Raw genomic sequence first — 22566 nt, forward strand, 5'->3', positions numbered from 1 at the left:
GCCACCGCAAGCATCGCGCCCATCTTCGCATCGCGCTAAGTTGTCGCTCCCCACACCACACCCACGTCCCATGAGCGAGATCCGAACCGCCGCCCTGGCTTGCCGCGATGCGGCCGCGCAGCTGGCGATGCTCGATACCGAGGCGCGCAACGCGCTGCTGCACGCGATGGCCGATGCGCTCGATGCAGACGCCGGTTCGATCCTCGCCGCGAACGCACGCGACATCGAAGCCGCGCAAGCGCGCGGCACGGCCGGTGCGCTGCTCGATCGTCTGCGTCTGGACGCTTCACGACTCGCCGGTGTCTCCGCCGCGGTGCGCGAAGTCGCCGATCTGCCGGATCCGGTCGGCCAGGTCACCCGCGACGACGTGCGTCCGAACGGCATCCGCGTGCGCAAGGTGCGGGTGCCGCTGGGCGTGATCGCGATGATCTACGAGGCGCGGCCGAACGTGACCGCCGACGCCGCAGCGTTGTGCATCAAGGCCGGCAATGGCGTGATCCTGCGCGGCGGCAGTGAGGCGATCGAGTCCAATACCGCGATCGCCGATGCGTTGCGCGGCGCGATCGAAGCGCAGGGCATCGGCGCCGATGTGCTGACCCTGGTCACCGATCTGCGCCGCGAGACCATGCTCGAGCTGCTGCAGCTCAGCGACATCGTCGATCTGGCGATTCCGCGCGGCGGCGAAGGCCTGATCCGCTTCGTCGCCGAGCACGCACGCGTGCCGGTGATCAAACACTACAAGGGTGTCTGCCATCTGTTCGTCGATGCCAGCGCCGATCCCGATCTCGCATTGCGCCTGCTGCTCGATGGCAAGACGGGCCGACCCAGCGCTTGCAACGCGCTGGAGACGCTGCTGGTGCATGCCGATATCGCCGATGCGTTCGTGCCGCGCGCGATCGCCGCGTTGCAGGCGCGCGGTGTGGAGGTGCGCGGCGATGCCGGCATCGCCTCACGCGCCGATGGCGTCATGCCGATCGGCGAGGACGATGACGCGGCCGAGTTTCTCGATCTGGTCATCGCCGCGCGCGTCGTCGATTCGCTCGACGCCGCGCTCGCGCACATCCGGCGTTTCGGCTCCGACCATACCGAGGTCATCGCCACGCGCGATGAGGCGAATGCGCGTCGCTTCGTCGCTTCGCTGCGTTCGGCCGTCGTCATGGTCAACGCGTCGTCGCGGTTCAGCGATGGCGGCGAACTCGGCCTGGGCGCGGAGATCGGCATCTCGACGACGCGCCTGCATGCCTACGGCCCGATGGGTCTGGAAGCGCTGACCGTCGAACGCTTCGTCGTCGACGGGGCGGGGCAGGTGCGGCACGCGGAAAACGCGGCCGCGGTCTGATCAGCTGCCGCTGGTCGCCGCGACCGGGCGCGCATCGTCGTCGAGTGCGAGTCGCACGATGCGGCCATCGCGCAGCTTCGCCGCCAGCAACGGGCTCGCGCCGAGTGCGATGCGGACCTGTTCTTCGTCGGTTTTGACCCGGCGCTTGCGGCGGTCGGCCTTGGAGAAGCGCACGCGGTTGTATTCCGCCCAGCCGATCAGCAATGCGCCGCAGATCAGCGCGATCACCGGCAGCGACAGCAGCAGGAACGCGTCGATCTCGTTCTCGTTGAGATACAGCCGCAGATACGCGGTGCGCACGCCGATGAACCAGGCGACCGCGGTGATCAGCGGCACCCAGAGCCAGGCGTAGACCGTCCAGGCCGCGGCAGTGAGCGCGCCCGAGGCGAGGCGCTTGCGCGGCCCGCGTGCGGGCGTGTGGTCGATGATCGGCGGGGTCATGCGGCGGCTCCTCGGTCGGGACTGATCCACACCGCGCGGCGACGGCGGCGCAGCAGGGTGCGCGGGAATGCGACGACGGCGGTGAACATGCCCAGCATCCAGAAGGCGATCGGATACCAGATCACCCAATAGAAATGCCGGGCCATCTTCGTTTCGTACCGGCGTTCGATCAGCAGGCTGGTGCCGAACTGCAGCATGCAGACGAAGGCCAGCACCACGCCGTGCCAGCGCGGCAGGATGGTGTCCACGTGCCAGGCCGGCGGCAGGGTCACGAACAGGCCGACCAGCCACAGCGTGATGATCGTCAGCATCACGTAGGCCCAGGCCAGGCTCAGCATGTATTCGAGCAGCACGCCCCACATGCGGCGCTTCTTCCACGCGAGCACATGGCGACCGTGGCTCAGCAGCACCTCGACACCGCCGCAGGCCCAGCGCAGGCGTTGCGACCACAGGCCGCGCAGGGTTTCCGGCATCAGGATCCAGCACAGCGCATTGGGCTCGTAGCGGATGTCCCAGCCGGCCATCTGCAGGCGCCAGGAAATGTCGATGTCCTCGGTGACCATCTGGTCCGACCAGTAGCCGACATCGTGCAGCGCGGTACGACGGAAGGCGCAGATCACGCCCGACACCGTGAACAACCGGCCATACGTGCGTTGCGCGCGCTTGATCAGGCCGATGATCGCGGAGAACTCGCCGATCTGCATGCGCCCCATCAGCGTGGTGCGGTTGCGGATGCGCGGGTTGCCGGTCACAGCGCCGACGCGCGGGCCATCGATCAGATGCCCGACCATCCAGCGCACCGCATGCGGGTCGAGCGTGGCATCGGAATCCACGCAGACGAGGTAGTCGGACGTCGCCGCCAGCGTGCCCATGCGCAGTGCATTCGCTTTGCCCTGGTTTTCGGCCAGATGCACCACACGCAGGCGCGGATGATCTGCGACCAGTGCGTCGAGCAGTTCAGGCGTGCGATCACTGCTGCCGTCGTCGATCGCGATGATCTCGAAGTCGGGATACACCTGCGCCGATAGCGCGGTGATCGTCGAGACGATGTGGTCTTCCTCGTTGAAGCAGGGCACGAGCACCGACACGAACGGCGTATGCCGCATCGGCGGCGGCGCGTCGGGCTTCGGCGCTTTGCGCTCGCGACGCATGTAGTAGTAGACGCCCCCGGTCATCCAGAAGAACGCCATGACGATCGGATAGAAGAACGCGAAGTTGAACAGCCAGCGCGTCCAGGCAATCGAAGACCAGTCCATCGGCTCAGCGCTCCAGGTAGGGGAAAGCGCGCGCGGACATCGCATCGCGCGCGTCCTCGAGCGTTGGCTGATTGCCGATGAAGTCGTCGGGGTAGTAGCCCAGATGGCGGATGCCCGCCGCCTGCAGCAGTCGCGACTGCGCGCGCAGCGTGTCGCCCGGCAGCGGCGCGGGCACGCGCCAGTCGACGGTCTGCAGTTCGAACAACGTGCGCTCCACGCCCTTGGGCGTCGCGCGCACCGCATCGGCGAGCGTGCGCAGCCAGGCTTGCGGGTCGTCTGCATTTTCCATGTGCGGCATCGCCATCAGCGCGGTGTAGTCGTAGGCCGCGAGGAAGGGTTCGAGCCGCTGCGCAAACCAGGCTTCCGACGCCGGTTCCAGCACCGGCCGCGCGAACAGGTTGCGCGCGGTCGTGAGCTTCGGCCGCCAGCGCTGGGCCGCGGTCTTGAGCGCCATCGTGAAATCGATCAAACCCTGCGTACGCGCCGCGGGCACGCCGCCGCCGTAGGCGGAAATCTCGTCGTCGCGCAGATAGGCATCGTCATGGAACAGCAGGCCGTCGAAATGGCTGTTCGCGGCGAGTTCGGCATAGATGTCGGAGACGATCGCGAGCGTGCGCGGGTCACCGGGATCTAGACGCGGAATCTCGTTCTCGCCGGTCGCCACGATCTGCAGTTCGCGCTGCAGCTCCGCATCGGCCAGCTTGAAGCCGAGCACCGGCATCCACGCATACACCCGCACCTGCGCGCGCGTGCGCAGCTGCCAGGCGACGCGATTGAACAGGTCGGCGCGCACCGGCATGTGTTGGCTCGGGAAGTAGACCGCCTCGGCGGCGCCGTCGCCGTCCGGATCGGCGAAGGCCTGCAGCCAGACGTGGCTCGGGCCGATGTCCTGCATGCGCTGCACCAGCGCGTCGACATTGCGCTCGAGCTGCGCGGGGTCTTCGTCATAGACGTAATCGAGATCGACCTGGATCGCGCGCACGCCATCGAGTGACAGATCGCGCCGCAGTTCACCGGCGAGATCACGCACGTCCGGATTGCGGTGCATCAGCAGGCGCGCGAGGCTCGCGAGCGAGGCCTGATCTGCGCGTTCCTCCCCCTGCAGGCCGAGGTCGGTTTCCTGCGCGCGACCTTCGAGGTCGAACGACAGCGTCATGCCGAGCGCGGTGGCGATGCCGTTGGCGACATCGTTGTAGGCGGCGTAGGGCCACACGATCACGCGTGGCGCCTGGCCGATGTTGCGTTCGATCAGTGCGCGGCTGGCCTGCAGGTCGGCTTCGATTCGTGCGCGCCACGCGGTTTCGCTTTCATAGCCGCTGCCCTCGCTCCAGATGCGGGTGACCGCGGCCGGCGTCTGGTTGCCGAAGGGATTGCCGGGCAGGCCGCGATGCAGATCGTGGCTGTGGGATCCGATCTCGATCAGACCGCTGTCGTGCATCTCGCGCAGCTGCGCCCAGGTCAGGAAATCATCCCCGGTGAAATCGCGCGGACCATAGGGCACCACCTGATCTGCCGGCAGTTCTACCCAGCTCGTGACCGGTGCGACCAGCGCGGGCCAGTTGTAGGCGCGCAGCAACGGGAACACATGCGTATAGGCGCTGCGCAGGCCATCGTCGAAGGTCAGCAGCACGGCTTTGTCCGGCAGCGTGCCGCGACCGGCGCGCGCGTCGATGACGGCCTGCACGCTGACGGCCTGGTAGCCGTGGGCGCGCAGCCAGTCGAGGTGCTGGGCGAAGTTGGTCGTCGACACCGCGTAGGGATCGGGATCGCCCTTCGGCGCTACGTCGTCGCGGATGTCGTGGTAGCTGAGTACCAGCAGCGATGCGTGTGCGGGCGACAGCACCGACAGCAGCGCAAGCAGCGCGGCGGCGACCCAGGTGCGTGTGGACGCGATCATCGGGCACCTCCCCAGCGCAGTTCGACATCGAAGGCGACGCGCTGCTCGCGCAGACCGTCGTAGACCGGACGCGACCAGGCCACGCCGTATTCGAGTTCGTGGCCGTCGCGCCGCCACAGGTGGCGATAGCCCAGCGACGGCACCCAGTGCGTGCCCGCGTCGCGCTGCCAGTACGGACCGGCCATCAGTTCGACACGCTGCTGGAACGCGGTCTCGTAGCGCCGCCACGTGATGTGGTCGAAGCGCAAACCGACGTTCGCCGACGCATCGCGCTCGGGATTGAAGTAGCCGACCGTGTCGCCGCGCGAGCCGCGACTGGTGTACGCCGACAGCAGGCCGTCGATCATCAGGTGCGGACGCGTCAGCAGACGCTGCGTCGCATCGACACCGAGCTGGTCGCGCGTATTGCCGTCGTCGTAGCGCAGTCGCGACAGTCGGCCTTGCAGTGCGAAGGTGTCGCTGGGCACATACGACGCGGTGAGCGTCGCGCTGTCGGCGTCGATGCCGAGGCGCCGCGCCTGCAACGAGGTGTCCTGTGCATTGCGTGCGAGTTCCACGCCGGCGCGCCAGGCATCGTTGAAGCGCCAGTCGGCGCCGAGCGTCCAGGTCGCGCCGCTCGATGCACCGCCAGCTGCGCCCAGCGTCGCCCAGGCGCCGAGCCGGTCTTGCCGGTACCAGGTGCCGACGCCGGCCGCGCGATGGCGCGTGCGGCCGTCGATGAAATCGGCCCAGTCCTCGTGCGCAAACACGCCGACGCGCCAGCGGTCGTCGATCAGAGGCGACCGCACTTCGAGCGCCCAGCCACCATCGCGACTGCCGAACGGCGAGATCGAGGTGCCGGCCCCGTCGCGCTGTCGGCTGCGGCCGCGATTCGCCGACAGCGTGGCTTGCACGCCGCGGTGGCGTTCGAGATCGCGTTCGACGCGGTCCAGGCGTGGATCGTCCGGATGCGCCTGCTGCAAGGCGGTCAGTGCGTCGCGCGCCTCGTCGATGCGATCGAGCGCGGTCAGGGCGCCGACGCGGCCGGCGAGAGCGTCGCGGTCCTGTGGCGCCATCGTCAGCGCCATCTCGTAGCGTTCCAGCGCGGCAGACGGGCGCAGCCGGCGCGACTGCACCGCACCGTAGGCGGCCTGCAGACCCGGATTGTTCGGGCCGACGCCGGCCTGCGCCTGCAGCATCGTGTCCGCGCGTGCGTTGTCGTTGGCATAGGAATGCGCGAGCGCGTGGTTGAGGTCGGCGCTGTAGCGGTCCCAGTTCTCGTAACCGCTGCGCGCGCCCGCCTGGCGTGGCCAGGCCTCCTGTGATGCGGCCAGCGCTTCGAACAGCGGCAGGGCGCGATCGAAGCGCTCGGTCTCGATGAAGGCGTAGCCGAGCAGGATGCGGGCGTTGACGTCATGCGGCGTGTGCGCGATCGCGCTTTCCAGTACCGGAATGGCCTCGGCCGGCCGCCGCAGGGCGAGCAGCGAATCGCCGACGGTGCCGAGGATGTAGGCGGGCACTTCGATGCCGTCGTCGAGCAGCGCCTGGTAGCCGGTGACGACGGCTTCGTGCTGCTGCAGGTGGTTCAGCGCCGACAGCGCGTCGACACGCAGGCGGGTGGCTTCCCAGTTGGTCTGGCGGGGTGCATCGCGCTGCAGCTCTTCGAGTTCGGCCAGCGCGGCGCGTGATTCGGCGAGTCGCGCTTCCGGTGTTTCCGGTTCGACCCGCCCCCAGCCGATCGCCCGCGCGACCGCGTCGCCTTCGATGCGCTCGCGCTCGCGCTCGTGATCTGCGAACAGCTGCGGGCGCTGGCGCATCGCCTCCACCGCAAGTCGCGAGCTGCCGAGATCGGTGAGGATCAGCACCCGCAGGCGGAACGCATCGTCATCATCGGGCGCTGCCGCGAGTCGGCGCTCGACGATCAGCAGCGCTTCGGCGGGGCGGTCCTCTCCGCGCAGCTGCTCCGCCTGGCTGCGGACTTCCGGATCCGACGCCGCGAGCGCATTCGACAGCGGCACAACAAGGCAGGCGAAGACCAGTGCCTGGCACAGAACGCGCGGACGCAATTCAGGTGAATGGGGGTGACCGGAACGGCGCGAACGGACTGGCACGGCATCTCGCTTGGGCTGGAAGCTGCACGGGAGGTGCAGCGGCGGCGGGATGCTGGCGGTTACAAAGTGAGGAGCGCGTCACGCAATCGGGCGAAATGCCGGCGAATTGGATGCAGTTTTGAAGCACGTTCGCGTGAAGATAGCGACTGAACAGGGTTGTGGCTGAACCTGTTCAGCGCCATACGAAAATTCTCAACGGAACCTGTACAGGCGCGAGGACGCCTTGGAGAAGCCCGGGTACTTCCGGCTATCAGGTGTCCTCGAGCCAGCGCGGCTTGCATGCCAGCCAGCCGCCGATGACGAGCACCGCGACCGCCACCAGCAGCATCGCGAACGGCCAACGCCAGCCGCCCGTCGCGGCATGCAGCACGCCGAACAGCAGCGGTCCGGCGCAGCTGAGCGCATAGCCCGTGCCCTGCATGAAGCCCGACAGCGCGGCCGAGCCAGCCGGCGTGCGCGTGCGCAGGTTGATCAGCGTGAGGGCCAGCGGGAAGGTGCTGGGGCCGAGGCCGAGCAGGATCACCCACAGCACCGGCGCGGCCATCGGCGCGAACAGCAGGCCCGCGTACGCGCCCAGATGGCAGCCCGCGCACAGCAGCACGATCACGAACGGGTTGCGCATGCGCACCGCGATCGACGGCATGCCCAGTGCGCCGATCAGGCCGAGCGTGGAGAACAGCGCGACCATCGTGCCGCCGAACGCGGGCGACGCGCCGGCTTCGGTCAGCAGCAGCGGCAGCCAGGTGAACATCGCGTAGGTGATCAACGAGGTCATGCCGAACATCAGGGCCATGCCCCAGGCGATCGGCGAGCGCCAGATGCGGCCGGCCGCGGGGGCGACGGCGTTCGCATCGACGATGGGCGCCGGCGGGGCGAGCGATTCGCGATGGCGCAGCAGCAACCAGAGCCATGGCAACGCGGCCGCGAATGCGGTCAGCGACCAGATGCCCAGCGCCCAGCGCCAGCCCGCGGCATCGGCGACCGGCACCGCCAGCAGCGCGGGCAGCATCGTGCCGAGCTGCAACACGGTGATGTAGAGCGTGCTGATCGCGCCGACGCGGTTCGGGAACCAGCGTTTGACCAGCGGCGGCAGCACCACGTTGCCGATGCCCATGCCGGCCAGCGCGATCGTCGCGCCGAGGCCGAGCACGCCGACACCGTCGGCCAGCGAACGCAGTACCAGTCCACCGCCCGCCAGCGACATCGCCAGCAGCGCGGTGCGTTCCAGACCGATGCGGCGCGTCAGCGCTGGCGTCGCGACGCCGAACACCGCGAACGCGGCCGTCGGCAGCATGCCGAGCAGGCCGGCGGTGGTGGAACCGAATCCGAAGACGTCGCCGAGCACGTCCAGCAGCGGCGTGAGCGAGGTCACCGCGGTGCGCAGGTTGAACGCGGACAGGGCGATGCCGGCCAGCACGAGTGCGGGCAGCAGACGGGACGCGGAATGCGCGGGGGAACGCGAAGTCATGGCGGCGGGGGAACCATCCATCGCCGCGAACCGGGCACGGCCGGAAAAACGAAAAAACCGGCGCGAGGGCCGGTTTTCGATATCACCTACCGCACTGCTGCGGATGGTCGGGGAGACAGGATTCGAACCTGCGACCTCTACGTCCCGAACGTAGCGCTCTACCAGACTGAGCTACACCCCGAAGGTGAGCCGCGCATTCTACTGATGCACCCTCGGGGAGGGCAAGCACTTCGTGAAGGGAATTTGCAGCCGCGCTTCGGGAGCGATGTCGGCCACGTCCCGGACGCGGCGGGCTGCGATAATACCGGCTCGCGATACCGGTGTGCGGTGTCCGCGTTCCGGAACCCGCATGTCCGCATCCGCATGACCACAGCCGCATGAGTGCGCCTTCGCTGGAATCCACGGCCGATGCGCGGCGTCGGCGGACCGGTTGGCTCGATGCGCAGCTCGCGCCCTGGCGGGACCGCCACCGCCGCGCGTGCGCCTGCCAGGTGCTGGCCGGCTGGCTGTGGATTCCGCAGGCCGCAGCGATCGCCTGGGCACTCGATGCACTGCTGTTCGCGCGCGCCGGGCTCGATGCGCTGCATGCGCCGCTGATGCTGCTTGCCGCCACGCTGCTCGCGCGCACCGCGCTGGTGTGGGCGGGGCAGCGGTTGCAGGCGGATGTCGTCGAATCGGTGATCGCACATCTGCGCACCGGACTGGCAGGCGCCATCGCCGCGCGCGGCCCGGTGTGGCTGCGCAGCCGACGCAGCGGTGCGCTGGTCGCGCTGTCGACCGGTCATGTCGATGCGACCGCCGGCTACTACGGCGGTTATCTCGTCGCGCGCGCGGACATCATGCTGGTACCGGTGGCGATTCTGGTCGCGGTATTCGCCGTCGACTGGATCGTCGGTCTGGTGCTGTTGCTGACCGCGCCGCTCGCGCCGCTCTTCATGATGCTGATCGGCAAGGGTGCCGAAACCGCCGGTCGCCGCCAGCTCGCCGCACTCGCGCGCGCGGGTGCGCACTTCACCGATCGCCTGCGCGGACTGGATCTGATCCGCGTCTATGGCCGTGGCGACGCAGAACTCGCGCAGGTCGGCGAGGCGACCGAAACCATCCGCGTGCGCAGCATGCGCGTGCTGCGGATCGCGTTCCTGTCGTCGGCGGTGCTGGAGTTCTTCGCGTCGGTCAGCGTGGCGCTGGTCGCGGTGTACTTCGGTTTCACGTATCTGGGCATGCTCGACCTGCGCGGCGAAACGCTGCCGCTGTCGACCGGCCTGTTCTGCCTGCTGCTGGCGCCTGAGTTCTACGCGCCGATGCGGCGCCTGGCCGCGCACTATCACGACCGCGCGAATGCGCTGGCAGCGGTGGCGGAAATCGAAGCGGCGTTCGATGGATTGCCCGAGCTCGCAGTTGATCGGCGCCTTCCCCCGCATGCGAGGCGACGTGCCCTCGGGGTAGAAGGTCGGGATGGGGGCAAACCGTGCGGGCCGACGAACACCACGGCCGCTCAGACATCGCCCCCACCCCAGTCCTCCCCCGCGCGCGGAGGAGGGGGCGCAACTGGCGAACCACCAGCTCTGGCACTCGTCCGCATCTCCGACCTCACGCTGCGCCACCCCGAAGCCCGCACGCCCGCACTGCAGAACATCTCTCTGGAAATCCAGCCGGGCGCGCGTCTCGCCCTCGTTGGCCCCAGCGGTTCCGGCAAGAGCACGCTGCTCGATGCAATGGCCGGCTGGCTGACACCCGACGCCGGACGCATCGACATCGCCGCTGGCACGCGCATCGCGCTGGCCGGCCAGCGGCCGTGGCTGTTCCACGGCAGCATCGCCGACAACCTGCGCATCGGCGCGCCGCACGCCAGCGATGCCGAACTCGCCGAGGCCGCGCGCGTCGCGCAGGTCACGCGGTTCGCATCGCAACTGCCCGACGGCATGGACACGGTGATCGGCGAACGCGGGTTCGGCCTGTCCGGCGGCGAAGCGCGTCGCGTCGCGCTGGCACGCGCGCTGCTGCTGCGGCCGCAGCTGTTGCTGCTCGACGAACCGACCGCATTCCTCGACCCCGACACCGAGGCCGATCTGCTCGCCGCGCTGGATGCGCATCTGGGCGGCTGCACCGTCATCGTCGCCACCCACAGCGATGCGGTGATCGCATGGGCCGGCGCGCAGTGGCAGGTGCCGGCGCCCTCGGAGGTCGCGCCGTGAGCGCTCAGGACCCGGCACGTATCCAGTCGACCCGCGCGCTGTTGCGTGGTCATCGCCGCGGCGTGCTGCTCGCGGTCGCGCTGATGCTGCTGACGCTGGTGGCAGGCGTCGGCCTGCTCGGCGTTTCCGGCGCTTTCCTGACCGGCGCGGCGCTGACCTTCGGGGTGCTCGGCAGCTTCAATTTCTTCACGCCTTCGGCCGGCATCCGCGGACTGACGCTGGCGCGCATCGTGTCGCGCTATCTCGAAAAACTGCTCGGCCACGACACGATGCTGCGCATCGCGCGCGATCTGCGCAGCTGGTTCTTCGCGCGCGCGCTGCGTCTGAGCCCGGCGCAGCTCGGACGTCTGCGTACCGGCGATCTGCTCGCGCGGCTGCTCGACGACATCGACGCCGTCGACGGTCTGTTGCTGCGCGCGACCGGGCCTTTGCTGGCCCTGCTCGGCATCGGCGTGTTCGGCCTCGGCATCGTCGCCTGGCTGCATCCGCCCAGCGCAGTCTGGCTGGCGTCGATCGCCGTGCTGCTCGCGATCGTGGTGCCGGCTCGCGTCGCCTGGGGGCGTGCGGCCGAGGAGACCCTGCGGGCGCAACGACGCGCGGCGCTGCGTGCGCGCCTGCACGAACTCTATGAAGGCCGCGCCGATCTCGCCGCGCTCGATGCGACATCGGGCTGGCTGGCGCGCGTGGACGCCGACGCAGACGATGTCGCCACCCTCGAACGCACGCGTCGTCGCCGCCTCGCCGATGCGCAGGCGCTGCACGGCGGGATCGCCGGGGTCGGATTGCTCGGCCTGCTGTGGAGTGTCGCCACCGGCTTCACCGCCGGGGCGTTGCCGGCGGCGCATGCCGCGGCGATCCTGTTTCTCGCGATCGGTCTGTTCGAGGCCTGGGCGGCCGCCGGCCTCGCCTGGCAGGCGCTGCTGGCTGCGCGCGCTTCGATCGCACGACTCGATGCGGTGGCCGGCGCGTCGCCCGCGGTGGGCGATCCCGCGGAACCCGTCGCAGTGCCGACGCATGGCGCATTGCGCTTCGAGAACGTCGGCTTCGCCTGGACCCCGGATGCACGCCCAGTGCTGCAGGGCCTGGATCTGACCGTCGCGCCCGGTGAGCGCATTGCGATCAGCGGTGACAGCGGCGCCGGCAAATCCACGTTGACCGCGCTGCTGCTGCGCAGCGCCGAAGCCCAGACCGGGCAGGTCACCTGGGCGGGCATCGACCTGCGCGCGATGGTGCAGGCGCACTGGTATGCGCGCATCGCATGGCTGCCGCAGAACGCGCCGGTGTTCGCCGGTCGCGTGCGCGACAACCTGGTCTTCGGCGCGCCCGATGCCGACGACGCCACGCTGTGGGCGATGCTCGCGCAGGTGCGGCTCGATGGCTGGGCCGAGCGGATCGGCGGGCTCGATGCCTGGGTCGGCGAGGCCGGCGTCACGATGTCTGCCGGTCAGGCCCGGCGCCTTGCACTCGCGCGCGCCTTGCTGCGCGATGCACCGCTGGTGGTGCTCGACGAGCCGACCGAAGGCCTCGACCACGACACTGCCGATGCCCTGCTGCGCGACCTGCCGGAACTGCTGGCCGGGCGCAGCCTGCTGCTGATCACCCACGGCGTGCTGCCGGATGGTCTCGTCGACCGGCATCTGTGGCTGCGCGATGGACGCCTGCACGACCAGCGCCCGTCGTCGCTTGCACAGGATGTGTAGAGCGCGGCGAAACCCATCGAGGGACCCTGCGCCTGATGCATCCACTGCTTGCCAGGGGTCGCGGTTCCGATCGTTTTGATCGCGGACAGGCGCATGGCAATGACGGGTTTCGCTGCGCGCACCCCGTCCCACGACCGCTGTCCGCTTCGCCGGACGCTTCAGCGCGCGGCAGGACAGCCCCCGGGCAGGGCACTAGAATGTCGGTCTCCATCCGCATCACCGAAGAGCCTGCCCGCATGATCAAGCCCCGGACCCCGCCCGGCGTCATGGAACTGTTGCCGCGCGACCAGATCGCCTTCCAGCGCATGCTGGACACGATCCGCCGCACGTTCGAGGGCTTCGGGTTCCTGCCGATCGAGACGCCGGTGTTCGAACTGTCGGACACGCTGCTGACCAAATCGGGCGGCGAGACCGAGCGGCAGGTGTACTTCGTGCAGTCCACCGGAGCGCTCGAGAAAGCGGCAGAAGGCCTGCCGGAACTGGCCCTGCGTTTCGACCTCACCGTGCCGCTGGCGCGCTATGTCGCCGAGCACGAGCACGACCTCGCATTCCCGTTCCGCCGTTACCAGATGCAGCGCGTGTATCGCGGCGAACGCGCACAGCGCGGCCGCTTCCGCGAGTTCTACCAGTGCGACATCGACGTGATCGGCAAGGATGCGCTGTCGCCGCGTTACGACGCCGAAGTGCCGGCGGTGATCAGCGCGGTGTTCGCTGCGCTCGACATCGGCGAGTTCACGATCCAGCTCAACCACCGCAAGCTGCTGCGCGGCTATTTCGAAGGGCAGGGTATCGACGACACGCGGCAGATGAGCGTGCTGCGCGAGATCGACAAGCTCGACAAGCGGGGCGAGGACGCGGTGCGCGCCACGCTGACCGGCGAAGACTTCGGCCTGTCCGACGAGGTCGCCGAGCGCCTGCTCGCATTCTCGCGCGTGCGCTCGACCGGCCACGACGATGCGCTGGAGAAGCTGGATGCGCTCGGCGCCGGCACCGGGCTGTTCGAAGAGGGCCGCACTGAACTGCGCGACCTGCTCAACCAGCTGCGCGCGCTCGGCGTGCCGGAATCGCGCTACGCATTGAATCTGTCGATCGCGCGCGGCCTCGATTACTACACCGGCATGGTCTACGAGACGATCCTCGATGCGCATCCGCAGATCGGTTCGATCTGTTCGGGCGGCCGCTACGACAATCTCGCCAGCCACTACACCAAGTCGAAGCTGCCGGGCGTCGGCATCTCGATCGGTCTGACGCGCCTGTTCTGGCAGCTGCGCGAAGCCGGTCTGATCGCGACCGCCGACAGTTCTGTCGACGTGCTGGTGACGCTGCTCGACGACGCCTCGCTGCCCGATGCGCTCGCGCTGTCGCAGCGCCTGCGCAGCAGCGGTCTCAACGTCGAAACCCAGCTCGAACCGCGCAAGCTCGCCAAGCAGATGCAGTACGCCGACCGCGCCGGCATCCGCTTCGTTGTTATCCGCGGCGAGGACGAAGCTGCCAAGGGCGTGGTCGCGGTCAAGGATCTGCGCCGCGGCGAACAGTTCGAGGTCGCCGACGACGACCTGCCGCGCACGCTGCTGGTCGAGCGCGAGCAGGCGCGGTCGATGCCCTGATGTTGTCGGCGGCGCATCGCGCCGCCTCTGTGCTCCGGGAGGGAGACGAACGATGAAATCCATCCGCATCGACGGCCGTTCGCTGACGCGCGCACAGCTGGTCATGGTCGCGCACGGCGCGCCGGTCGCGCTCGATGACGATGCACTGACCGGCGTTGCCCGCGCCGCCGATTTCCTTGCCGAACAGGTGCGCCGAGAGGAACCGATCTACGGCGTGTCGACCGGCTTCGGCAGCAATGCCGACCGACTGCTCGGTGCGCGTCCGCTGCGCGACGATCTGCCGGGCGCGACGCCCTCGGGCCGCTCGCTGCACGAGGAACTGCAGGTCAATCTGATCGTGACCCATGCGGTCTGCGTCGGTGAACCGCTGTCCGCGGACGTGGTGCGCGCGATGCTGTGCATCCGCATCAACACGCTGCTCAAGGGTCATTCGGGCATCCGCGTGCAGACGCTGCAGGCGCTGGCCGCGCTGCTCAATTCCGGCATCGTGCCGGTGGTGCCGGCGCTGGGGTCGGTCGGTGCGTCGGGCGATCTCGCGCCGCTGTCGCATCTGGCGATCGTGCTGCTGGGCGGGGGCGAGGCCTTCGTCGACGGCGAACGGATGCCGGGTGCCGAGGCGCTGAAGCGCGCCGGTCTCGAGCCGGTCACGCTCTCGTACAAGGAAGGTCTGGCGCTCAACAACGGCACCGCGCAGATGCTCGCCACCGGCGTGCTCGCGCTGCAGAAGCTCGACGCGCTGCTCGACACCGCCGATCTCGCCGCGGCGATGACGATCGACGCCTTCGCGGGTCGTCTGGGCGCGTTCGATGCGGACGTGCATGCATTGCGACCGCATCCGGGCCAGGTCGAGGTCGCCGCGCATCTGCGCGAACTGCTCGCCGGCTCCACGCTCGCCGACATTCCCTATCACCTCGTGCCGCGCTTCCGCCCGTGGCTGCCGACCAGCTGGGACACCACCGATGCGCAAGCGCTGCGCTTCGACATCGGCTGGGACTGGGTGCCGAGCGACCAGCGCCACGGCCGCGAGAAGTTCTACACGCGCTTCCGTCCGTTCCGCGGCGGCAAGAAGCACCAGCCGCAGGACAGCTATTCGCTGCGCTGCATTCCGCAGGTGCACGGCGCCGTGCGCGATGCGATCGAGCAGGGCAAGCGCGTGTTCGAGATCGAACTCAATGCGGTCACCGACAATCCGCTGGTGTTCCCCGACCGCGAGGCCGAGCACGTCGAAGAGAAGGTCATCTCCGCCGGCCATTTCCACGGCATGCCGCTCGCGCTGGCGATGAGCTACGTCAAGGCGGCGATTCCGGTGCTCGCGTCGATCTCCGAACGTCGTCTCAACAAGCTGGTCGATCCGGCGACGAACGACGGCCTGCCGGGCTTCCTGATCGGCAACGAGGACGCGACCGAGTCGGGCTACATGATCGTGCAGTACACCGCGGCGGCGATCGTCAACGATCTCGCCACGCGTGCGCATCCGGCCAGCGTCTACTCGATCCCGACCAGCGCCAACGCCGAAGACCATGTGTCGATGGGCACCAACGAAGCGCGCCACGTGCTGTCGATGGCCGAGGATCTGGGCAAGGTGCTGGCGCTGGAGATTTACACCGCCGCGCAGGCGCTCGATCTGCGCGTGGACATGATCAACGCGGCGCGCGATCTCGCGCGGCGCGGTGATGCGGAAGCGCTGGCCGCGAAGGTGCAGGGCGGTCCCGCATCGGATCGTCCGACCCGGGGTGCCTTCGTCGACGAGGTCGAAGCGCTGCGCGCGGAGCTCGCCGCCTGCGAGCCCTTCCACCCCGGTGAGATCGTCGCCGCGGCGCACGCCATCGTGCGCGAGTCGATCCCGTTCCTTGACCGCGACCGCGCGCTCGACGGTGAAGTCGCTGCCGCGGTGAAGCTGGTGTCCGATGGCGCGCTGCTCGGCGTGCTGCCGCGCTGGCGCGTGCAGTCTTCCGGCCCGGCCGCTTGAACCTCGCGCTGCACTTCGGCTGGCTGGGCGTGCTGGAGGCGGCGCTGATCGCGCTCGTGGTCGGCGCGGTCTGTTACCTCGTGTTCCATTGGCTCGGCGCGCGCAGCCGCTGGACGCACGGACACGCGATCGGATGGGGCAGCCTCGTCGCCCTGGCAATCGCGACCGGCATCGACGCCTGGCACCTGTTCTACATGGGCGTGGTGCGGCTCGAATCGCCGGTCTACGCGCGCATCGCACTGCAGAAGATCCACGACCCGAACTTCCTCGCCGCCCGGGTGTTCATGTCGTCGGCCGGCGCACTGACGGGCGTCGCGTTGGCATGGATGGCGATGCACATGCGCAAGCGCGTCGACTGAAAGACCGCCGACTGGTGTGGGCGTGCGCTTTCGCGCGATGAGGCCTTCCGGCGCGAGCCGATCGCGCGCTAGCCTGCTTCCACAGCCCTGGCCGGCGATCCCAAAGGCCAGGCGCGCGCATCGAATCCATCGTTGTAGTGCAGGGCGCTACCCGCGATCAGCACCCGCCTGCCGCCCGCGCTCGATCCGCCGCAGGAACACCGTCATCTCCTTCGACGACTGCACGTCCCCGCGCCGAGCCGCTGCCTCCAGCCCCGCGCGCCAAGCCGCTTCGGCTTCGTTTTCTCTTTCCAACGCCAGTAGCGTCTTGCCGAGCAGTTTCCACGCGGCCGAGTAATCCGGATCAAGCTGCGTCGCGGCCGCCAGATGCGTCGCCGCTGCGTCCAGGTCGCCAGCCTGCAGACAGGCATTGCCCAGCCCGAAGCGCAGCAGCGCATCGTCGCGCCCGGCATCGAGCAGCGCCTGCAATCGTTCGCGCATGGATCACCTGTGTCCGGAAGATCGACGCAGGATTCTCGCTGATCGCGCGCGAGCGCGGTGGAACGCTGCAGTCCAGCCGGTGCCCTGCGGACGCAGCCCTCAGAACGCCCGCGTATCGCTCGGGCGCGTGGCAACGGACGCTGTACGGCATCGACCCGCCAGTTGACTTCGATCGGAATCGGCGTAATGTACTAGCACGCTATTACATTGATACAAACAATCACGCCCGTGAAGCAACGCCCCGAACCCCTGCCGGACCATGAAGCCAGTGCCTCGCTGAAGGCGCTGGCACGCGCGTTTGCGGGCTTGAAGACGGCCGACGAGGTCGCGCGGTTTCTCGACGATCTGTGCACGCCGGCCGAGCTGGAAGCACTGGTCGATCGCTGGCGCGTGGTGCCGCTGCTGCAGCAGGGCGTGCCGTATCGCGAAATCCACGAGCGCACCGGCGTCAGCGTGACGACCGTCGGCCGCGTCGCGCGCACGCTCGATCGTGGCGCCGGCGGCTATGCGATCGCGGCGCGCCGTGTGGCGCGCACACCCGAATCCCACTGAGGTCATCCCCATGAGTCCTGTGAACGGCGGCGCCACGCGCGATCGCCTGCGCATCGCCATCCAGAAGTCCGGTCGGCTGAGCGAGCCGGCGCGTGCGCTGCTGGCGTCCTGCGGTCTGTCCTGGCGCGAGAGCCGCGACAAGCTGTTCTGCTACGGCGAAACGCTGCCGGTCGATCTGCTGCTGGTGCGCGATGACGACATCCCGGGCCTGCTCGCCGATGGCGTCTGCGATTACGGCATCGTCGGGCGCAACGTGCTCGACGAGGTCGGCGCGGATCGCGCGCTGCGTGGCCTGCCGCAGGTGTCGAAAGCGGTGCGCGGTCTCGGTTTCGGTGGCTGCCGGCTCGATATCGCGATTCCCGAGTCCACCGAATGGACCGGGCCGGCGCAGCTCCAGGGCAGTCGCATCGCGACCAGCTATCCGGGCCTGCTGCAGCAATGGTTGGACACGCAGGGCGTGCAGGCGACGATCGTCAATCTCTCGGGTTCGGTCGAGATCGCGCCGCGTCTGGGCCAGGCCGACTTCATCTGCGATCTGGTCTCCAGCGGCGCCACGCTGACCGCGAACCAGCTCAAGCCCGCGGTCACGCTGATGACCAGCGAAGCCGTGCTGGCCGGCCCGGTCACGCCGTTCGCCGATGTGCGTGGCGAGCTCGCGTCGCTGTTGCTGCGCCGTCTCGACGGCGTGCTCCGACTGCGTGACAGCCGGCTGGTGATGTTCCAGTCGCGCCGCGACGGTGTGGACGCGCTGCTCAAGCTGTTGCCCGATGCCGAAGCGCCGACGCTGCTGCAGGTGGACGGTAGCGACAAGGTCGCGTTGCAGGTGCTCTGCCACGGCGAGATGACCTGGCCGCGTCTCGAAGCGCTGAAGCAGGCCGGCGCCGCCGGTCTGATGGTGCTGCCGGTGGAGCGGATGCTGGCATGAGCGCCACCAGAACTTCGTCCATCGACAGCGCGATTCCCGTGATCGTCGACTGGGACGCCGCCGATGCCGACGCGCGCACCGAACTGCTGCGCCGGCCCACGCAGGCCGTGGCCGCGCAGACGCGCAGCGCGGTCGCCGATGTGCTCGACGATGTGCGCACTCGCGGCGATGACGCCCTGCGCGAACTGACCGAACGTTTCGATCGCGTCGTCCTCGAAGACTTCGAAGTCGATGCCGAAGAATTCGCAGTCGCCGAGGCTGCCGTGCCCGCGGAACTTCGTCAGGCGATGGTCAATGCCGCGGCGCGCATCGAGCGCTTCCACGCTGCGGGTATGACCGCCGGCTACAACGTCGACACCGCGGACGGCGTCAACTGCGCGCGCATCGTGCGCCCGATTCCGCGCGTCGGCCTGTACGTTCCCGCCGGCACCGCGCCACTGCCTTCCACTGCATTGATGCTCGGCGTGCCCTCGCGCCTGGCCGGGTGCCGGGAAGTGGTGCTGTGCACGCCGCCGCGTCCGGATGGCAGTGCCGATCCGGCGGTGCTTGTGGCTGCGAAACTCACCGGCGTGCACCGCGTGTTCAAGCTCGGCGGCGCGCAGGCGATCGCCGCGATGGCTTTCGGCACTGCGCGCGTGCCTGCCTGCGACAAGCTGTTCGGGCCCGGCAACAGCTTCGTCACCGAGGCCAAGCAGCAGGTCGCGCAGTCGGGCACGGTCGCGATCGACATGCCGGCCGGCCCTTCGGAAGTGCTGGTGATCGCCGATGCCGGTGCGGACGCCGCCTTCGTCGCCGCCGATCTGCTGTCGCAAGCCGAACACGGTCCGGACTCGCAGGTGCTGCTGCTGTCCGACGACGATGCACTGCTGGAGAAAGTGCGCGCAGAACTCTCCACACAACTGGCGGCCTTGCCGCGCGCGGCGATCGCTCGCCAGGCGATGGCGCGTTCGCGTCTGCTGCTGGTGGAAACGCTCGACGCCGCGTTCGGCATCAGCAACCGCTACGCGCCCGAACACCTGATTCTGGCGCTGCGTTCACCGCGCAACTGGCTCGACAAGGTCGAGGTCGCCGGCTCGGTGTTTCTCGGCGACTGGACACCCGAAGCGCTCGGCGACTACTGCAGCGGCACCAACCACGTGCTGCCCACCGGCGGCGCGGCGCGCGCGTGGAGCGGGGTGAGCGTGTCGAGCTTCCAGAACACGGTCAGCGTGCAGTCGGCGAACGCTGCCGGCATCCGTGCGATCGGCCCTGACGCGGTGACCATGGCGCGCGCCGAGGGTCTGGACGCGCATGCGAACGCGGTCGCGCTGCGCATCACGAAGGCGTCGGCATGAGCGGCGTGCGCGATCTGGTCCGCGAAGACCTGCGCGATTTCGCCGGCTACGCGTCCGCGCGCACGCAGCGGCTCGAAGGCGACGTCTGGCTCAACGCCAACGAGGCGCCGCTGTCGAATCCGGGCGATGCCGACGGCCGCTGCCGGCGGTATCCGTCGCCGCAGCCGCCCGAACTGCAGGCGCGGCTGGCCGAGCTGTATGGCGTCGATGTCGGGCAGCTGCTGATCGGGCGGGGCAGCGACGAGGCGATCGATCTGCTGGTGCGTGCCCTGTGCGTACCCGGCCGCGATGCCGTGCTGGCGACGCCGCCGGTGTTCGGCATGTACGCGGTCAGCGCGCGGTTGCAGGGCGCCGACTTCGTCGAAGTGCCGCTGGTCGATGGCGCCGATGGATTCGCAGTTGATGTCGAGGCGGTCCGCGCTGCGGCGCTCACGCGTTCGGCCCGGCTTGTTTTCCTGTGTTCGCCGTCGAATCCAACGGGCGGCCTGGTGCCATTGTCCGATGTCGCCAGCCTCGCCGAGGCGCTGGCGGGCAGGGCGGTCGTCGTCGTCGACGAGGCCTACATCGAATTCGCCGGCGCGGACTCGGCCACGACCGTACTCGCCGCGTACGACAACATCGTCGTGCTGCGCACGCTGTCGAAGGCGCATGCGCTGGCCGCCGCGCGCATCGGCGTGGCGATCGCCCATGCCGACCTGATCGCGGTGCTGCGACGCTGCCAAGCGCCGTACCCGGTTCCGACGCCGTGCGCCGATCTCGCGCTGGCCGGCCTGTCGCCCGCGGCGCTGGAGGTCACGCAGGCACGCGTGGCCGAGGCCATCGCCGAGCGCGATGCGTTGGCCGCTGCATTGGCGACCGCGCCGGGCGTGCGCCAGGTGTATCCGTCGGCCGGCAACTACCTGCTGGTGCGCTTCGTCGATGCCGATCGCGCCTTCGCCGCGCTGCTGTCGGCCGGCATCGTCGTGCGCGACCAGCGCGCTGCGCCGCAGCTCGGCGACGCATTGCGCATCAGTCTCGGCACGCCCGCGCAGAACGCCCGCGTGCTGTCCGCCCTGCAAGCTTTGGAGATCGCGGCATGAGTGCACGCGGCAAGAAGATTCTGTTCGTCGACCGCGATGGCACCCTGATCCAGGAGCCCGAGGATTTCCAGATCGACGCGTTCGAGAAGCTGCGCTTCGTGCCCGGCGTGATTCCGGCGATGCTGCGCCTGCGCGATGCGGGCTTCGAGTTCGTCATCGTCACCAACCAGGATGGCCTCGGTACCGAGGGCTATCCGCAGGCCACGTTCGACGGCCCGAACGATCTGATACTCGGCATCTTCGAGAGCCAGGGCATCGTGTTCCGCGAAGTGCTGGTCGACCGCAGCTGGCCGGCCGACAACGCACTGACCCGCAAGCCGGCGCTCGGTCTGGTGATGCACTACCTGCGCGATCGCGGCATCGATCTCGACCGCTCGGCGATGATCGGCGACCGCGATACCGACATCCAGTTCGCGCAGAACCTGGGCATCCGCGGCTTCAAGCTGCGCACCGCGCAATTCGGCGGCGAGTGGGACTGGGCCGGCATCGCGCATGAACTGTGCGATGCGCCGCGCCGCGCGACCGTGGTCCGCAACACCAAAGAAACCCGCATCCGCATCGAACTCGATCTCGATGCCGCTGCCGATGCGCGCGTGTCGACCGGCCTGCCGTTCTTCGACCACATGCTCGACCAGATCGGCAAGCACGCCGGCATTTCGCTGGTGGTGCAGGCCGAAGGCGATCTGCAGATCGACGAACACCACACGATAGAAGACACCGGCATCGCGCTGGGTCAGGCTTTGCGCGAAGCACTCGGCGACAAGCGCGGCATCGCGCGCTACGGATTCACGTTGCCGATGGACGAGACGTTGGCGAGCGCCGCGCTCGACTTCGGCGGCCGGCCGTATCTCGTCTTCAACGGCAGCTTCGTGCGCGAACGCGTCGGCGACATGCCGACCGAGCTCGTCGAGCATTTCTTCCGGTCGATCTGTGATTCGGCGGCGCTGAACCTCAACCTCAAGGTCGAGGGCGACAACGATCACCACAAGGTCGAAGCCTGCTTCAAGGCCTTCGCCCGCGCGCTCGGTCAGGCCGTGCGCCGCAGTGGCGATGCGCTGCCGAGTACCAAGGGGACGTTGTGATGGGGTTGGACGCGACGAAGCTTGAGGTCGTCATTCCCGCGAAGGCGGGAATCCAGCGCCTTCCTTTCAGGAAGTCGCTGTGCGCGATGTTCTTAATGAACCGACAGCAAAGTCCCTGGATTCCCGCCTTCGCGGGAATGACGGTAGTTGAGCTGCGCGCGAAAGATCGCCGACCTTCGAAGGAAAACCCATGCGCGTCGTAATTGTCGACGCCGGCGGCGCCAACACCGGTTCCGTGCGCTACGCCTTCGAGCGTCTCGACATCGACGCGGCTCTGGTCACCGATGCCGACAGCATCCGAGCCGCAGACCGGGTGATCCTGCCCGGTGTCGGCACGGCGGCGCAGGTCATGGCGCGGCTGCAGCAGCTCGATCTGGTCGACGTGCTGCGCACGCTGGACCGTCCGCTGCTCGGCATCTGTGTTGGCATGCAGCTGCTGTTCGATGCGTCGGAAGAGGGCGAGGTCGCCGGTCTCGGTCTGCTGCCGGGCCGCGTGTCGCGCCTGCGCGGCGGTCCGGGACTGCGCGTGCCGCATATGGGCTGGAGCACATTGCACGCAACGCGGCCCGATGCGCTGGTCGAAGGTGTCGATGGCGCGCAGGCCTACTTCGTGCACAGCTTCGCCGCGCCGGTCACCGACGACTGCGTGCTGGTTGGCGATCACGGCCAGGCGTTCGCGGCCGCCGTGCGTCGCGGCCACATCGCCGGCACCCAGTTCCATCCCGAGCGCTCCGCCGCTGTCGGCGCGCGCGTGCTGCGCAATTTCCTGTCCCCTGCGTTCGAGGCCTGAGTC

Annotated in this window: 18 protein-coding genes and 1 tRNA gene; 12 read left to right on the top strand and 7 right to left on the bottom strand. The window is 68.9% G+C overall.

Translation table 11 applies throughout. The annotated features are described in order from the left end of the window. The first annotated feature begins 70 nt into the window (after nt 1-70). Nucleotides 71-1339, top strand: coding sequence for a glutamate-5-semialdehyde dehydrogenase (locus LU699_RS15775; protein ID WP_232135890.1), 1269 nt, complete (start codon nt 71-73; stop codon nt 1337-1339). Here the strand turns inward: LU699_RS15775 and pgaD are convergent, their stop codons facing one another. From pgaD to LU699_RS15805, 6 genes are all read right to left on the bottom strand, one after another. Then, nucleotides 1340-1780, bottom strand: coding sequence for a poly-beta-1,6-N-acetyl-D-glucosamine biosynthesis protein PgaD (gene pgaD / locus LU699_RS15780; RefSeq protein ID WP_232135889.1), 441 nt, complete (start codon nt 1778-1780; stop codon nt 1340-1342). Next, a complete protein-coding gene (gene pgaC, locus LU699_RS15785) occupies nt 1777-3036 on the bottom strand; it encodes a poly-beta-1,6-N-acetyl-D-glucosamine synthase (protein ID WP_232135886.1) in 1260 nt (419 codons plus the stop codon). The genes pgaD and pgaC overlap by 4 nt, the downstream gene beginning before the upstream one ends. Before the next feature lie 4 nt (nt 3037-3040). Then, complete coding sequence (gene pgaB, locus LU699_RS15790) at nt 3041-4933, bottom strand: poly-beta-1,6-N-acetyl-D-glucosamine N-deacetylase PgaB (protein ID WP_232135885.1); 1893 nt, start codon at nt 4931-4933, stop codon at nt 3041-3043. After that, nucleotides 4930-6978, bottom strand: coding sequence for a poly-beta-1,6 N-acetyl-D-glucosamine export porin PgaA (gene pgaA / locus LU699_RS15795; protein WP_232135884.1), 2049 nt, complete (start codon nt 6976-6978; stop codon nt 4930-4932). Before pgaA ends, pgaB begins: the two co-directional genes overlap by 4 nt. A gap of 295 nt (nt 6979-7273) precedes the next feature. After that, entirely contained in the window at nt 7274-8491 is a 1218-nt protein-coding gene (locus LU699_RS15800; RefSeq protein ID WP_232135883.1) for a CynX/NimT family MFS transporter, read from the bottom strand. Between the two features lie 104 nt (nt 8492-8595). Beyond that, nucleotides 8596-8672 (bottom strand) — tRNA-Pro (locus tag LU699_RS15805). A gap of 196 nt (nt 8673-8868) precedes the next feature. Between LU699_RS15805 and cydD the strand changes: the two genes are divergently transcribed. The 5 genes from cydD (at nt 8869) to LU699_RS15830 (ending at nt 16321) form a co-directional block, all read left to right on the top strand. Further along, complete coding sequence (gene cydD, locus LU699_RS15810; RefSeq protein ID WP_232135882.1) at nt 8869-10686, top strand: thiol reductant ABC exporter subunit CydD; 1818 nt, start codon at nt 8869-8871, stop codon at nt 10684-10686. Beyond that, nucleotides 10683-12386: a thiol reductant ABC exporter subunit CydC gene (gene cydC / locus LU699_RS15815; protein WP_425491120.1), complete on the top strand. Its 1704-nt coding sequence runs from the start codon at nt 10683-10685 to the stop codon at nt 12384-12386. The genes cydD and cydC overlap by 4 nt, the downstream gene beginning before the upstream one ends. Nucleotides 12387-12622: 236 nt before the next feature. Further along, nucleotides 12623-13993 carry a histidine--tRNA ligase gene (gene hisS, locus LU699_RS15820; protein WP_232135881.1) on the top strand — a complete coding sequence of 457 codons (1371 nt, stop codon included), beginning with the start codon at nt 12623-12625 and terminating at the stop codon, nt 13991-13993. Nucleotides 13994-14045: 52 nt separating this feature from the next. Then, on the top strand, nt 14046-15962 hold the full coding sequence (locus LU699_RS15825) for an HAL/PAL/TAL family ammonia-lyase (RefSeq protein WP_232135880.1): 1917 nt from the start codon (nt 14046-14048) through the stop codon (nt 15960-15962). Next, nucleotides 15959-16321 carry a hypothetical protein gene (locus LU699_RS15830; protein WP_232135879.1) on the top strand — a complete coding sequence of 121 codons (363 nt, stop codon included), beginning with the start codon at nt 15959-15961 and terminating at the stop codon, nt 16319-16321. Before LU699_RS15825 ends, LU699_RS15830 begins: the two co-directional genes overlap by 4 nt. Nucleotides 16322-16468: 147 nt before the next feature. On the opposite strand, the gene LU699_RS15835 is transcribed toward LU699_RS15830, so the two are convergent. Then, nucleotides 16469-16801 (bottom strand): tetratricopeptide repeat protein, encoded by a 333-nt coding sequence (locus LU699_RS15835; protein ID WP_232580275.1) that lies wholly within the window; start codon nt 16799-16801, stop codon nt 16469-16471. Between the two features lie 228 nt (nt 16802-17029). Here LU699_RS15835 and LU699_RS15840 point away from each other — a divergent pair, with 228 nt between their 5' ends. From LU699_RS15840 to hisH, 6 genes are all read left to right on the top strand, one after another. Continuing rightward, entirely contained in the window at nt 17030-17353 is a 324-nt protein-coding gene (locus tag LU699_RS15840) for a YerC/YecD family TrpR-related protein (protein WP_232135877.1), read from the top strand. A gap of 10 nt (nt 17354-17363) precedes the next feature. Further along, nucleotides 17364-18278 carry an ATP phosphoribosyltransferase gene (gene hisG, locus LU699_RS15845; RefSeq protein ID WP_232135876.1) on the top strand — a complete coding sequence of 305 codons (915 nt, stop codon included), beginning with the start codon at nt 17364-17366 and terminating at the stop codon, nt 18276-18278. Beyond that, nucleotides 18275-19612 (top strand): histidinol dehydrogenase, encoded by a 1338-nt coding sequence (gene hisD, locus LU699_RS15850; protein WP_232135874.1) that lies wholly within the window; start codon nt 18275-18277, stop codon nt 19610-19612. The genes hisG and hisD overlap by 4 nt, the downstream gene beginning before the upstream one ends. Next, entirely contained in the window at nt 19609-20691 is a 1083-nt protein-coding gene (hisC, locus tag LU699_RS15855; RefSeq protein ID WP_232135872.1) for a histidinol-phosphate transaminase, read from the top strand. The genes hisD and hisC overlap by 4 nt, the downstream gene beginning before the upstream one ends. Continuing rightward, nucleotides 20688-21773 (top strand): bifunctional histidinol-phosphatase/imidazoleglycerol-phosphate dehydratase HisB, encoded by a 1086-nt coding sequence (gene hisB / locus LU699_RS15860; RefSeq protein WP_232135871.1) that lies wholly within the window; start codon nt 20688-20690, stop codon nt 21771-21773. The genes hisC and hisB overlap by 4 nt, the downstream gene beginning before the upstream one ends. Before the next feature lie 190 nt (nt 21774-21963). Next, nucleotides 21964-22563, top strand: coding sequence for an imidazole glycerol phosphate synthase subunit HisH (gene hisH / locus LU699_RS15865; RefSeq protein ID WP_232135869.1), 600 nt, complete (start codon nt 21964-21966; stop codon nt 22561-22563). The last annotated feature ends 3 nt before the right edge of the window (nt 22564-22566 follow it).

Origin of the sequence: Luteimonas fraxinea, assembly GCF_021233355.1 — a bacterium.
GTDB classification, from domain to species: Bacteria; Pseudomonadota; Gammaproteobacteria; order Xanthomonadales; family Xanthomonadaceae; genus Luteimonas; species Luteimonas fraxinea.